Below are 13,050 nucleotides of genomic sequence, written 5' to 3'. Positions count from 1 at the left end.
TCTAATTTCCGTTATCATTAAATTTGGTTTTCATATAATCTTCCGGATTTAACCGTTCTGTTAATCTACATTTTAATTGTCCGCTTGTTCCGCCATATATAATATACGATTTACCTGCTTCTACATGTACGTGTCTATATTTCACTTCAACATGCATTGCATTGCCTGTACTTCCTGATAATGCTATAACATCATTGTGCTTAACTTTTTGTCCGGCAATTACTTTTACTTGAGATAAATGTGCATAAAAGATATAAACAGTGTTACCACTTGCATCTTTAGATTTAATAGTAACAGTATTGCCATAACTATTAGCAATTTTCATATCCTTTAACAAAATCATTTTGTGGAAGATCTTTTCTTATATGAATTACTTCACCACACGTCATTGAGCAAACCTCCGTTCCAACAACAGCAAGAATATCAGTTCCTGTATGATAATATTTTGTTCCGTTGCTTCTTGTTCTCGGAGCTTTATTGTATCTATTATGATTTTTATCTCCACTTTGATTAGTCACTTTAGGATTTGAAACTACATCCGCATAGTCAACACATTGCGAACAATCTTCTGGGCATTTTGATACTTATGATGTATTAGGTTTATCCTCTTTCTTTCCACATTCAAAATCTTTTCCTTTGTTGGCAAGTCCTTCTGTAATATATACTTGGACTTTAGTTTTGATTTCGGATTTCCAAACAACACCATCATTATTTACATCTAAACAACGATTTTGACTATATGCATTAACCCTCAAATTTCTAAGTTTTTCAGATTCTGAAGTTCTTGTAGTTATTTTTTTTAATGATGATGCAAAAACTATATGTTCATCCTTTAGCGATGAAGCGGGAAATAAAACTTGTAAATAAAAATCAACAAACTCAACAGATTTTCCTCTTAATGGTTCAAAATACTGCTTTACGTAATCTAATTGTTTCACTGCTGTCATATCTGCAAACTCTTTTACCCGTTTCAGATACCAATCTTCTTTTTTCTTACTTTTCTTATTGTATTTCTGTCCAAAATAATTTTTGACAATTTCTACTGTAATTTCTTTTTTCAAAAGATCTTTTGCAGTACTTGGCATAAATTGAATTAAACCAGTTCCTCCAGAATTTGCCTGATTAGGAACATCAGGTTAAAAGTTCCTCCACTTTCCCATCTAAAAACAGCCATTAAATTATTAGCCATTTTTATTTTATTTTCTTCTCCCCAAAGATCTAAGCAAATTTCAACCACTTTTTTCCTAAATTCACAAGATACATTTGGATGTCCTCCCCAAACTAAATCATATTTTTCGCAGACACAAGTTCCTTCTTTCTTCTCCTCCTTCACCTCCTTCACCATCACGGTAGATTTCCCTTCCGGTTTCTGTCTTTTAGGTTCTTGGTCTTTAGAAGCTGTTCCTTTACTTTCCCACCAATCCCAAAGCTCTTTTCCGGTTTCGGCTATCTTTTCTCCAATGCTTTTTTCTTTTTTTCTTTTTCCTTTTTCTTTTGCGGGTGGCGGTGGAAGTGGTACGTTTTTTCCTTTACGGAAAAGGATTGTAGATTATTTCTACATTTTCAGTTGCATGCTTTTTTGCAGCATATTCCGCCGTTATATAAAATCCAGTTGTTTGGGATCGGATTCGCCTTGCATGGCTTTAGTCAGTATACATTATTTTATTTTTTTGATAGGCATTTCAACGATTCCATTATTGGGTGGTGATGTTGTCAAACTATAAATAAAATAATTTTCGTTACTTCTAATCAATGTTAATAATGGTGATAAAGAATTTTTTCCACCAATTACAACTCTTTTAGTATAAAATTCTATAGAACCTCTGTTTGCGGTTGCGTAAATTCCTCCAACATATTCTTGATAACTATCATCTTTCGTATACCTTACTTCGTCATCATCAGCGAGCCAACTCTTGAAAACACGACTATAAGGCTTAATAAGGAGTATTTCTGAAAAAGATTGATTCTCTCCCCCAACCGTCCGTTAGATTTTCTTGCTTTAAATTATATTTACCTTTCCATTTTTCGAACAAAGAAACAGATATGAACTCATCATGATTATTGACTTCCTCAACTTTTTTTGTAATAGTGTGGATTAAAGTATCAGAAATATTCTTTCCTAGATTTAGGTAGTCAATTTTCCATATTTTCCAAGTTTTTTTTGTAAAAACTATTATTTCTTTAAAAGATATTTATCATTAGGTGGATTTAAAAGGTATATGGTGCTTCCCATTAAATAATATGCACCTTTAATTTTACTAACTATATATTCTAAATTTTTGTCTGATTTCGATTTAAAGACAATTTTATCAGCAGAAACAGATTCTATAAATATATCTTGAATATTATTATCCTCATTATTAATTTTCTCTATAATGGAAATGTCATCTATGCTTAAAATTCTAATAGTATATTTTATCTGAAAATCTCCTTCGGCTCTCGATATCTCAAAATTTGCATAATAATTACCTTTCCACTGGGCAAAATCATCGGAAGCTTTTTGGATTAGTGCTACAAATCTTGCAGGATTTGTTCTAACAGATTCTCCATGTCCATAAGCATCTAAAACGGTAGCAATTTCTAAATGTAAATGCGGAGCTTTACCGCCGCTTGCAATAGAACCTGAAACTCCGGCGTATCCTAAAACCGTTCCGGCGTGAACTTCTTTTTTAGCATTTGCGTCTGCTTCTGTAACAGAAACACTGTCTAAATGCATCTAAATGAAATATACTTCATCTGTTTCTTTGATGTTGATTCCTTTTAATTCGTCTGTGAACTGAGTTTTATAATTTACTTTTTTTTCCTGCTCTAATAAATCTTTTACATTTTGAATCTTAACTCTCACAATCCAACCTGCAGTCGCTGAATATTTAACTTGATGAATATTTCCTTTTAAGCAAGCATATACTTTGTCTTTTCCAGGAATTGCAAAAAAATCAAAACCAGAATGATATTTTTTGGAACCATCAGATTTTCTTCTGCACCAGCCATAAGTTCCACTGGAAGGCTTTATATTTCCCGAATAATTATATTTTGTTAATCTAGGGTTGTCTACAGGATCGTGCCATTTACCACTTTTCTTTTCAGCTTTTGCAGGAGCTGATGATTTTTGACAAGAAAAGCTTGACTCTGCATTAGCTTCTCCTTTGTTGTACCATTTTTCTATTTCTTCTGCAATTTCCCATACATAGGTTTTTCCATCTTCATTTTTTCCTTGTTTATGAAATACTGGGTTTTGAGCATAAGCACTTTGTCTTACCCATTTTGTATTTTGTATAACTTCGCCTTTAGCATTGTAATCCAATTTTATATTTTTATCAAAAACTACATGATTTCTCAGATTTCCCTTTCCACAATCTACAGGCATTAAAATGGCTAAATAAAAATCTGCCAAAGTGTTCAATCTTCCTTTAAATGGCTCAAGATAGTATTCTACAGAAGTTAATTGTTCAAGCTTGGTCATATTTTGCAAATTTCCTTTACTTCCCGCAGATACATTCGTCCCTTTCCTCTATTAATATCATCTGCCGCAGTAGAACCAATCTGTATTAATCCGGTATAACCTAAACTATTAACAATACCTTGATCAAAAGTTCCACCCGTTTCTAAAGCCATTGCAGAAGTTAAATAGTCAGGACTACAGTTAAGGCGTCTGGAAATTTCAAAAATTTTCTTCCTTTCTTGACAGGTGAATTTTTTCCCCCAATAAAGCTTGATTTCTTTGCAAACACAGATCCCTTCGTTCTCCTCCTTCACCATCACCGTAGATTCCCGTCCGGTTCCTGTTTTGTAGGTTCTTGTTTTTTAGAAGCTGTTTCCTTGCTTTCCCACCAATCCCAAAGTTCTTTCCGGTTTCGGCTATTTTTTCTCCAATGCCTTTTTCTTCTTTTTTGCTTGGTGGTTAATGCTCTGCTGAGAGTCCTCAACTTTTTTAAAATAATAGTAATGTTTATAATAATTTTAATAAAAGCTCTTCCGTCACATATTCAAATTTTATAACTCCAAAATCTTTTGCGGTCAATGTTTTATCAGAAATAGACTCATCTGGGTTACTTCTATCTGTATATATTTCTCCATATTTGTGGAGTAAAATATACCCTGATTTTTCATCTATTTTGAATGTTGTGTAGGAAGAAACAAATAAAAATTCTTTACAATATGATTGCTCAATGGTAAAATAATTATTTTTTGAAACTAAACGCTGAAAACCATCAGCAGGACAATTATCATTATAAGGGTATATAAGATTGTTGCTTTGAGCAATTTTTTTTCCATTTTTATATAATATAATTGGATTGGAATTATGTTGCACATTTTCCTTATTCTTATTTTCAGTTTTTTCTAAAACAGATATTTTATAAGTATTTTTTTGCATTTTTAAATTAGCACTATCCAAAACATAAAATTTGTTTTGTTCTTCTTGAGAAAAATTATCTTTAAAATTTAAATATTCATCATTCAATATACAATTTATCAAATAGTTTCCTTTTTTATTTTTTTGTAAAGCAATATCTATGTTTGTTCGTTTTTCATCTTTATTTCCAAATAATAAAAAACTTACTCTAAATTTGTCTTTGCTACCTAAAGATATTATTTTAAGTGTTTTTTTTATCGAGCTACCATTATAATCCTGCCCCTGAATAAAAGGGTCATAATCTAAAATAAGATCATTTTCATTTGAAGTAAGGCTGTCTATTCTTTTTAAAACTCTTTCCGACAAATATTTTTTCTTTAATATTTCATTATTTTCGTCAGAGCCATAAACTGAAAAATAGAATTCTTTTAAGAACTTGATTGCTTTTTCTGTGTCATTTTTCGTCTGCAAACTATCATAATTCTGAATTGTATTAGTTGCCTTTATTTCTTGTTTACATCCTAATAAAAGCATGCTTATTAAAAGAAAACAGATTAATTTTTTCATAAAATTTATATTTTATATGTGAGTTATTATTCGTCCCATCTGTAAATTGCATATTTTTTCTCAATAGAATATTGATTTGCTACCCAAAAAGATTTCTGTTTGAAATCAGAAACCCATTGACTTCCAGTCCACATTGCAATATGACCATATTTATGCCCCTTAACAGAACCAAAAGCTGCAATATCTCCTTTTTCCAACTGTATGGAGTCTAAATTTGTTCCAATCTTAGTAAATCCATATTTTACTAATTTGTCTGTATCATAATATTCGGTAGCATGTCCATATATATTACTTATTCCTCCCTCATTAATGGCTAACCTCACATATTTTGCACATTTACCCAATGATTTTGGTTCTGCATTATTAATAATATAGGTAACGGCGGCATCAATATGATATTTTCCTTTCTTTTTTGTTTTCGGCTCTTCTTTTTTCTTTTTTAATTTGGATCCGCATTTATCAACATTAAAAATTTTATATGTATTTTTAAAATGATTTTGTCTCGCAGTATAAGAATCTGTAGCAGAGTTTATGACTTTCGTTATAGCATCAACGTGCATGTTTTCATTTCCTGCTTTTGCTTTTTCATTTAATCCATTTGCTGCCCAATAAGCCATTGACGCAATGGTTCCTTCTCTATTGTTATTTACATTATCTCCATCAATAATTAAATTGATTCCTTTTTGTTTTAATTTATCATTAACTAATTTGTATTTATCTTTGCCCGTTAATTGTATTAATCCCCGTCCTCTATATTTCCATCCATCCCCACTTGTCACATTTCCATTTCCATTTCTATTTGCGTAAGCTCTATTTGCTATAGCTTCTTGATTTGCCTTTTGAATCCCTCCATCTCCATATTTATTTAAATCTTTTCTGCCATATAAATCAGCTTCTGATGGATTTCTTTTAAAATATGAAAACGGTCCTTCTTTCCATGTTCCTGAAGAATAATGACCTCCATTCCTTCAATCTTTTACCCATCCGTTCCTTTTACATAGTCTCCATTTTTAAGTCTTCTTGCACTGTAATTAATACTTTCTGGTTCATGAGGTGTAAGTTTTGATCCTGATTCTTCCCTAATTTGAGCAAAGAAATGAGCTTTTTTCTGACACGTATCTATTCCTAGCTTTATGTTTACTTCATTGAATGCTGCAACAACTTGTTCTAATGTTGTTTCAGATGCGCTAGTAAATATTTGCTTTAATTCTTCGTTGGCTAATTTTTCACACCGTTGACACTTTCCATTTTCTTGCTTTGCCTCCTGTTTTGGTTGCTCCTTCACAATAGCAGGACTTTTCCCGTCCGGTTTCTGTTTTGTAGGTTCCTGTTTATTAGAAGCTGTTCCTTTGCTTTCCCACCAATCCCAAAGTTCTTTTCCGGTTTCGGCTATCTTTTCTCCAATGCTTTTTTCTTCTTTTTTGCTTTTTCCTTTCTCTTTTGCGGGTGGGGAAGGAGGTGACGGATTTTTCGGACGTGGGAAGGATCGTAGATAATCTCTACATTCTCTGTTGAATGCTTTTTTGCAGTGTCGTATTCTACCGTTACCTACTAATCCAGTTCTTTACCTTAAAATATTATTATCAATGTTGATTTTATTCGTCTCCTTGTGGTGAAGTGGGATTTTCATCTTCCAGTTGACCATTTTCAATATAATTTTTCAGATAACTAAAGCCAAAATAATTATGCCTTTTTAAAATATCTAAAATTTCGGGAAGATTCATTGCATCTTTACTCTGTAAGTAAAATAAAGTACTTGCTTTTTGATTCCAAGCCTGATCACTTTGACCTTTATATTTATTAAATGCGGGAATTTCTATATTGGAAATATTTGCAACGATTTCTGCTTTTTCCTCATCATTAAAAGAAGATTGATTTTCTGGAGAATATAATATTGAAATTTTATATTCTGAAAGTGCAGAAATATATTCATCATAATCTTTTGTAATTGTTTTTTCAATATATTTTAAAAGATTTTTTCTAATTTGCAATTTTCCATTATAACCTTTTACAAAAAATACATTCCCTATTTTTCCATTTGAAGATGGTATTTCGTTACTATATTCGTGCAATAAATTTTTTAATACCATCTCATTTATTTTCTCTTCTTTGTCATATCCGAAATAAATTAATAAATTTTTTAAAAAATCCTTATCATTGGCTAAAAGCCAAGTTAAATCGCCCTTACTATTATTAAACAAATATTTGTTTCGCGCGATTGTATTTTGATCTAAGTGAATGCTCAAATTATTGTCTTTTAAAGTTGCTAAATCATTCAGCAGTGGAAGTGTAGTTATTATTCCATATTTTGGAAAAGTGAAAATATGATCATAAGTATAATCATATTCAGTTTGTGCTAAATCTTTTTCCTGATTTGGACTCACAAAAAATGTAATAAAAATGTTATGTTTTTTTATCGCCGTATTATGAGAATTGGGTGTTTCTTCAAAAACTTCTTTTATTTTTTCAGAGAAATCTTTTGGATCAGGAATTATATATCCACTATTTTTCATTCCTTGTAAAACCACTTCTCCACCGAGTTCAATATCACTATCATTCAAGCGATATTGATTGGCAATATTTGTATCATTTTCTGAAAGTTCAATTTTTTCTTGGAGTTTCATATGTTTTTTTATTAATTCTATATCTGTGTTTTTTTCAACTGTTTTATCTACTGTTATTTTCTTTTGACAGTTTAATAAGCTTGTGCTAGCAAGAAAAAGAAATATTATTTTTTTCATTTTTTTATAATTAATTATCTGTAACCTAAATGGAAATGATCTTGGTGGACACTCAATGCTTTGCCTGTAGTATTTTTAATTCCTTTTTTATATGTATAGTTTTTAATAAATTTCCATTTTATGCCTATAGATATAATATTTTCTAATTCTGTAACAAATGCAACTTCGTTTTTATAAGCTTTCATAGCATCTCTCCAAAAAGTTTGACCTCCATCATATTCCATATCAATTTTAATCTTTTTTTCACTAATTGAATAATCAATTTTCATTATACCATTTTTATTAATATCAATATTTATATTCTCTATAGGTAAATTTTTTAATAGATAATTAGATTCATCAACTTTTTCAATTTGAGAATTTTTAAAAACACACTCTTCACCACTCATCATTTCCCCAGAAATTTTTTTACAGTTTTTTTCTGTTATCAATACGTTTAATTTAATTTTTCTGATTTGATTTAATCAATTTATACTTATTCTTTCTTCCATTATTAAAATTCAAATCAATATAAGGGCTTTCTAAAATATAGTTTTTCCCATCAAAAGTAAATGTGCCAAAATCTTTGGTTTTTTTTAAATGACCTATATTTTCTGTGTTATCAAGAGCTTTTAGATAATGTAGATTAATAAACTTTTGAGTTTCTTTAGTTGATAGAATATAATATTCATATAATTGAAAACCTTTAACGGTATAAATTACTGAATCTTTTGAAATGGTCAGTTTTATTTCATGAATATTTCTCCAATCATCACTGTCCTCATTTAATGTAAGAGAATATCTTCCTTCCCAATCTTTTAAATAAGAAGTTTGTTTATTACTATTTATGCTCTTTTTATCAGAAAAATTCGTATTTAATATTAGTGATTTTAAGAATTCCTTTTTTGAATACTTAATATTGTCATCATAGTTTTTTACATTAAATTCTTTAATAAAGATCCATTTTTCATCATCTTTTTTGTAAAATTTTATGATATAAGGGTAATCAATTGAATAATTACCATTTCCTTCATATTGGAAATATTTTGAAGATATGTGTTTTCCAATGATGTTATAATTGTTTACATCATTTAGCTTGTTTTTGAGCAATGAATTTATCTTTTTCTTGTCATTTTCTTTGTAATCATAAGTATCATTATATTCATCAATTACGGGATTTATATTATTTATTTTAAGAAAATTATCGTAATATTCTTTTATGCTATCAGTTGGAATATAATATATTATATATTCTCCATTCTTTTTATTCAGATTAAATTTTGATGGAATTTTTTCTTCTTTGTCAAAATAATAATCGGATACTTTATTAAAATTTGATATTTCATCTTTTTTCTGTCCTTTACAATTTATCAAAGTAAGGGTAAACAATACGTATAGAAATATGTTTCTCATTGATGCTATTTTAAATTACATTGCCTTGTTTAGTTTCATCAAATTTAGTTTTCATAAACTTTTCTGGATCGACTCGGGTATTTCCTTTAAAAAACACGCCATCTTTTGAAGCCTCGATATGAATGTGATAAAATTGTGGTAAAACATTTTTAGCGTTTCCCGTATTTCCCGATAATCCAATTACAGTTCCGTGTTTAATTTTTTGTCCCTTTTTTACAGAAATGGAATTTAAATGACAGTATCTTATCCAAATATAGTTACCTTCCTTATCTCTAGATTTTACAGTAACAATAATACCTAAATCGCCGCCAGTATTGTATGCTTCTGTTACTTCGCCGCATAACATTGATCTTAGGGAAGTATTGAGTGATGCTAAAATATCTACTCCTGTATGATAATATCCTTTTGGATGAGCATTATTAATTCTCATCGCTCTATGAAATCTATTCTTATTTACATTATTGCTTTGATTATTAATTTTAGGATTATCAACAACATCATTATAATCAAAACATTGTGAACAATCATCTGGACATTTATCTTTATCTTTATGAGACTCTTTTGCTGCACCACAAGCAAATTCATTTTCTTTTACAGATAATCCCTTAGTGAAAATCTCTTGAGCCACCATTGCTACCTCCCAAACATAAGTGCTTCCATTGGGATCTGTAGGAACTTTTTTCTTGATTTTTTTGCCTTTTTTATTTGTTTTTTCAGCATATTCCCATTCACCTTTTTCTTTGAAAAATAAGGGATTACTTTTATATGCTGCTCCATCTAAAACAACATAATCCTTCTCGGAACCATGTCCGCAAGCACTTGGATATAATACTGATAAATACAAATCTGTTAATGTTTTATATTTAGACTTTCTAGGCTTCAAATGTTTTTCTACATAAGTCATCTGCTCAATAAAAGTCATTTTTATTAATGCATCTTGTGTTGTACCGATATCTTGCGCAGCTCCCTTTCCAAACTGAATCAATCCAACATATCCAATACCATTATCAATAGAAGGCCTAAAAGTTTCGTTCGTTTCTAACGCCATTACAGTCATTAACCAATTAGGGTCAATTTCAAGATTCTTAGCAACTTCAATAACTTTTTTTCTTTCATTACAGCCAATTTTATCTCCCCATACTAGATCTTGCGTTTTACAGACACAAGCCGTTGTCTGTTTTTCCACCTTCACCTCCTTCACCATCACCGTAGATTTCCCGTCCGGTTTCTGTTTTGTAGGTTCCTGTTTATTAGAAGCTGTTCCTTTGCTTTCCCACCAATCCCAAAGTTCTTTTCCGGTTTCGGCTATCTTTTCTCCAATGCTTTTTTCTTCTTTTTTGCTTTTTCCTTTCTCTTTTGCGGGTGGGGAATGAGGTGGCGGATTTTTCGGACGTGGGAAAGGATCATAGATAATCTCTACATTCTCTGTTGAATGCTTTTTGGTTTTAAAGTATTCTACCGTGACGTAAAACTCCAATTGTCCATCATGTTCACCACGCATCGCCTTAGTCACAAGTCCTCTCAAGAGACTAAATTCTGCAGCGGCAACACCTTTCTCGTTTACTCTTGCTTTTTGGGTTTCTACCAGCATATTATTTTTATTGTGTCCTGCTCCTTTGGCATCATCTTCCCACAAGGTGAAAACTACTTCCTTATTAAACATATTGATGCAATAGGCTTTAGCTCTCAGTTTTTCCGTAAAGCTGAAGGTGCTGCCTTTGGTGTCATCTACATACAATAATTCTGCTTTGCTGATCTGAGGAATCTTATTCTGTTTCGGTGCTATGATCAGACCGCCTCCTTCTGGTTCATGAATATAGCCTTCCAAGCGATAAGTATTTCCTAAAGATGCTTCTCCAAATGTAAAACTGCTGTCTCCTTTTTTCCTGATGTTGGTTGATGTAAATTTGCCGTTTTTCCGTTTTCTGAAAAGCTCCCATATTACTTTTTCGGGATCTCTTTCCAACTCGGGTGTATCGGGATACCAGTCTGCAATATGATATATATGTTTTTCTCCTACTACCGGAGATCTGTTTCCTAAAACTGCTGAAACTCCTTTTTTATTCATTATTAATCATTTAAAAATTACCTGGCTTCTTCATTCTCGTTAATTTCTTCCTTGAACTCCCCAAAATCCATAACAGGATTATAGACATGCTGTTCCGTAGTATCAGCATTCTTTACCTGGCTTTTGCTGGCTTCATTCTGTTGTCCGTGCTTAAAAATCGTGATCTTTCCGCCTGTACTGCACATGAGTTCAGAGATCTCTGTAAGGCAGCTTTTATCCATTACTTTTACCTTTTCGTATGTTTTTGTCCATTTTCCTGAAGGTGCATACGCGCAAGGAAGATAACCTCCCGAAGAAGGTTTTAGTTTGCAGTTTCCAAACGGCATTGCAGGAGGGTCGAATGTGAGATCATCTTCTGTTACCGCAAGAAAATCGGCTTTTCCTTCGGCATCATTCCAGTAATGTTTCTGGTGGCTGGTTACTTTGAATTTTGGAAACTTAAAGCCCTGATTACATTGACACATGCCTTTCTGTACGACAAAGTATTTACCGTCATGCTCACTCGAACTGCTTTGAAACTGTTGCTTCTTTTCTTCCTTTTTTTGTTCCTGAGATTCTTCCTGCTGTTCTTGGGAAGGGTCTTCTGCTGCTTCATCATATCCATTCAATGAACCAACATGTTCATCTTCCGGTTCTTTCAGATATTTTTTCTCTTCAGGAATAAGGAGTTCTTTGCCGGGAACAGGTTCATAACCGAGTAAATCATCTAAAGGACAATAAATATTATGATATGAACGGAGCGTTTGCCCATCTTTCACTCCGAATTTCGCGGCAACGGAATCCAGAGAATCGCCTCTTTGTGCGGTGTATTTTTTCATCAGGTTGTGTTTTTATTAGGCTAAAGTACTGAATTTCTTTATGGGTTTTTCTTCTTCTTTTGCGTTAATAATAAGATGATGCGTGCTGTATAATTCTTCCTTGTTAAATAAAGTGATACGAGCTCCGGCTTGTTTAAGTTTCTTTGTCTTTTTGGAAGTGAAATATCGCATTTCTACTTCTCCGTTTATTTTGTCTTTTGATTCTTCTTCTGGTTTAAAACCATTCAGCAATTCTTGTAAATTGCAATTTTCTTCTATTTTACCTGTTGTTATAATTTCCACATCATCTGTGTTTTCGAAATCATATGCTGTTTTAAACCTGCATTGTACAGGAAATGAATGAGGAGTTACAAAAAAACTTTCTTTCCATTCTTTTTTTCTGTGAAACCATTCCATTTCAGGGAATAATACCTGATACAGCAAAACCGACTGAAATTGTGTCAGCAGATAATTTTCATCTGAAATATTCTTATAAAACTGATCAATATAAGCTTCAGAAATTTCTCCGATAAAAAAATCTTCAAGATTATTTCTTTTGTTCTCAAAGCTCGAAACAAGGTTTTTATAATCAGAAAATGCTTTTATCTTTCCCTGAACCGGAATATCAAATGCAATCGGTGAAATACTTTCCATGCATGCAAGAGAAAGCATACTGATTTTATCATCAGAATCCTGCCCGTTTTTTTTAAAACCGGAAGTTTTTACTTCGGTGATAAATCCGTTATTGATGTTTTCACGAAAACTGACTGCCAAAGAATAATCAATGGTGATATTTTCTTTATTCTGCTGCTCAAAAATTTCTTTAACATCATAATGTTGGGCGTATAAACTTTTATTCAGATAACGGGAAGGAAGAAGGTCGTGTAAAGAAAGTAAATCTTGCTTTTCTTTGAGTTTTGCAATTTCTTCATGGCGAGGAATCGTGATTTCGCTGATTCCCCGAAGATCTTTCCCGATCAGATATTGTAGATCACAATAAGTATTATGATATCGTTTTAAATACTCCGATGAAATCCCTAGCTGTTCTGCTACAGATTCTAAAGTATCTTTTTCTTTAACTTTATAATTAGAAAAGCTGAGGTTCATTGTGTGTTTTTAGTGATATAAAAA

16 protein-coding genes are annotated in these 13,050 nt (G+C 31.6%); all 16 read right to left on the bottom strand.

From position 1 onward, the window contains the following. Position 1: 1 nt before the first annotated feature. The 16 genes from PGH12_RS10590 to PGH12_RS10515 all read right to left on the bottom strand — a co-directional run bounded on the left by PGH12_RS10590 (position 2) and on the right by PGH12_RS10515 (position 13,026). Positions 2-325, bottom strand: coding sequence for a M23 family metallopeptidase (locus PGH12_RS10590; RefSeq protein ID WP_267599365.1), 324 nt, complete (start codon positions 323-325; stop codon positions 2-4). Next, a complete protein-coding gene (locus tag PGH12_RS10585) occupies positions 312-518 on the bottom strand; it encodes a hypothetical protein (RefSeq protein WP_267599366.1) in 207 nt (68 codons plus the stop codon). The genes PGH12_RS10590 and PGH12_RS10585 overlap by 14 nt, the downstream gene beginning before the upstream one ends. A gap of 66 nt (positions 519-584) precedes the next feature. Continuing rightward, positions 585-1,085 carry a hypothetical protein gene (locus tag PGH12_RS10580; RefSeq protein ID WP_267599367.1) on the bottom strand — a complete coding sequence of 167 codons (501 nt, stop codon included), beginning with the start codon at positions 1,083-1,085 and terminating at the stop codon, positions 585-587. 8 nt (positions 1,086-1,093) lie between these two features. Next, positions 1,094-1,345 carry a hypothetical protein gene (locus PGH12_RS10575; RefSeq protein WP_267599368.1) on the bottom strand — a complete coding sequence of 84 codons (252 nt, stop codon included), beginning with the start codon at positions 1,343-1,345 and terminating at the stop codon, positions 1,094-1,096. An 828-nt stretch (positions 1,346-2,173) separates the two neighbouring features. Continuing rightward, on the bottom strand, positions 2,174-2,716 hold the full coding sequence (locus tag PGH12_RS10570; protein ID WP_267599369.1) for a M23 family metallopeptidase: 543 nt from the start codon (positions 2,714-2,716) through the stop codon (positions 2,174-2,176). Beyond that, positions 2,717-3,463 (bottom strand): M23 family metallopeptidase, encoded by a 747-nt coding sequence (locus PGH12_RS10565; protein WP_267599370.1) that lies wholly within the window; start codon positions 3,461-3,463, stop codon positions 2,717-2,719. Beyond that, positions 3,460-3,759: a hypothetical protein gene (locus PGH12_RS10560; RefSeq protein WP_267599371.1), complete on the bottom strand. Its 300-nt coding sequence runs from the start codon at positions 3,757-3,759 to the stop codon at positions 3,460-3,462. Before PGH12_RS10560 ends, PGH12_RS10565 begins: the two co-directional genes overlap by 4 nt. A gap of 190 nt (positions 3,760-3,949) precedes the next feature. After that, positions 3,950-4,921 (bottom strand): DUF3828 domain-containing protein, encoded by a 972-nt coding sequence (locus PGH12_RS10555; protein WP_267599372.1) that lies wholly within the window; start codon positions 4,919-4,921, stop codon positions 3,950-3,952. 26 nt (positions 4,922-4,947) lie between these two features. Then, on the bottom strand, positions 4,948-5,700 hold the full coding sequence (locus PGH12_RS10550) for a hypothetical protein (RefSeq protein ID WP_267599373.1): 753 nt from the start codon (positions 5,698-5,700) through the stop codon (positions 4,948-4,950). 197 nt (positions 5,701-5,897) lie between these two features. Beyond that, positions 5,898-6,206, bottom strand: a complete 309-nt coding sequence (locus PGH12_RS10545; RefSeq protein WP_267599374.1) for a hypothetical protein — start codon at positions 6,204-6,206, stop codon at positions 5,898-5,900. A gap of 310 nt (positions 6,207-6,516) precedes the next feature. Further along, positions 6,517-7,662: a hypothetical protein gene (locus PGH12_RS10540; RefSeq protein WP_267599375.1), complete on the bottom strand. Its 1,146-nt coding sequence runs from the start codon at positions 7,660-7,662 to the stop codon at positions 6,517-6,519. Positions 7,663-7,676: 14 nt separating this feature from the next. Further along, positions 7,677-8,093: a hypothetical protein gene (locus tag PGH12_RS10535; RefSeq protein ID WP_267599376.1), complete on the bottom strand. Its 417-nt coding sequence runs from the start codon at positions 8,091-8,093 to the stop codon at positions 7,677-7,679. Positions 8,094-8,103: 10 nt separating this feature from the next. Then, positions 8,104-9,054 carry a hypothetical protein gene (locus tag PGH12_RS10530; protein ID WP_267599377.1) on the bottom strand — a complete coding sequence of 317 codons (951 nt, stop codon included), beginning with the start codon at positions 9,052-9,054 and terminating at the stop codon, positions 8,104-8,106. Between the two features lie 10 nt (positions 9,055-9,064). Further along, positions 9,065-11,122, bottom strand: coding sequence for a M23 family metallopeptidase (locus PGH12_RS10525; RefSeq protein WP_267599378.1), 2,058 nt, complete (start codon positions 11,120-11,122; stop codon positions 9,065-9,067). Positions 11,123-11,139: 17 nt separating this feature from the next. After that, the gene (locus PGH12_RS10520; RefSeq protein WP_267599379.1) at positions 11,140-11,940 is read right to left on the bottom strand and encodes a DUF4280 and LysM peptidoglycan-binding domain-containing protein; all 801 of its coding nucleotides are present in this window, start codon (positions 11,938-11,940) and stop codon (positions 11,140-11,142) included. Between the two features lie 15 nt (positions 11,941-11,955). Continuing rightward, positions 11,956-13,026 (bottom strand): LysM domain-containing protein, encoded by a 1,071-nt coding sequence (locus tag PGH12_RS10515; protein WP_267599380.1) that lies wholly within the window; start codon positions 13,024-13,026, stop codon positions 11,956-11,958. Between the last annotated feature and the right edge of the window lie 24 nt (positions 13,027-13,050).

Source organism: Chryseobacterium sp. CY350 (genome assembly GCF_027945075.1).
GTDB lineage: Bacteria > Bacteroidota > Bacteroidia > Flavobacteriales > Weeksellaceae > Chryseobacterium.
This window is presented reverse-complemented; position numbering and strand designations above follow the sequence as displayed.

Bases quoted from the DNA above. Each gene is read 5' to 3' on its own strand.
- PGH12_RS10590 (WP_267599365.1), bottom strand. From the start codon at position 325: ATGAAAATTGCTAATAGTTATGGCAATACTGTTACTATTAAATCTAAA.
- PGH12_RS10580 (WP_267599367.1), bottom strand. From the start codon at position 1,085: ATGCCAAGTACTGCAAAAGATCTTTTGAAAAAAGAAATTACAGTAGAA.
- PGH12_RS10575 (WP_267599368.1), bottom strand. From the start codon at position 1,345: ATGGTGAAGGAGGTGAAGGAGGAGAAGAAAGAAGGAACTTGTGTCTGC.
- PGH12_RS10570 (WP_267599369.1), bottom strand. From the start codon at position 2,716: ATGCATTTAGACAGTGTTTCTGTTACAGAAGCAGACGCAAATGCTAAA.
- PGH12_RS10565 (WP_267599370.1), bottom strand. From the start codon at position 3,463: ATGACCAAGCTTGAACAATTAACTTCTGTAGAATACTATCTTGAGCCA.
- PGH12_RS10560 (WP_267599371.1), bottom strand. From the start codon at position 3,759: ATGGTGAAGGAGGAGAACGAAGGGATCTGTGTTTGCAAAGAAATCAAG.
- PGH12_RS10555 (WP_267599372.1), bottom strand. From the start codon at position 4,921: ATGAAAAAATTAATCTGTTTTCTTTTAATAAGCATGCTTTTATTAGGA.
- PGH12_RS10540 (WP_267599375.1), bottom strand. From the start codon at position 7,662: ATGAAAAAAATAATATTTCTTTTTCTTGCTAGCACAAGCTTATTAAAC.
- PGH12_RS10530 (WP_267599377.1), bottom strand. From the start codon at position 9,054: ATGAGAAACATATTTCTATACGTATTGTTTACCCTTACTTTGATAAAT.
- PGH12_RS10525 (WP_267599378.1), bottom strand. From the start codon at position 11,122: ATGAATAAAAAAGGAGTTTCAGCAGTTTTAGGAAACAGATCTCCGGTA.
- PGH12_RS10520 (WP_267599379.1), bottom strand. From the start codon at position 11,940: ATGAAAAAATACACCGCACAAAGAGGCGATTCTCTGGATTCCGTTGCC.
- PGH12_RS10515 (WP_267599380.1), bottom strand. From the start codon at position 13,026: ATGAACCTCAGCTTTTCTAATTATAAAGTTAAAGAAAAAGATACTTTA.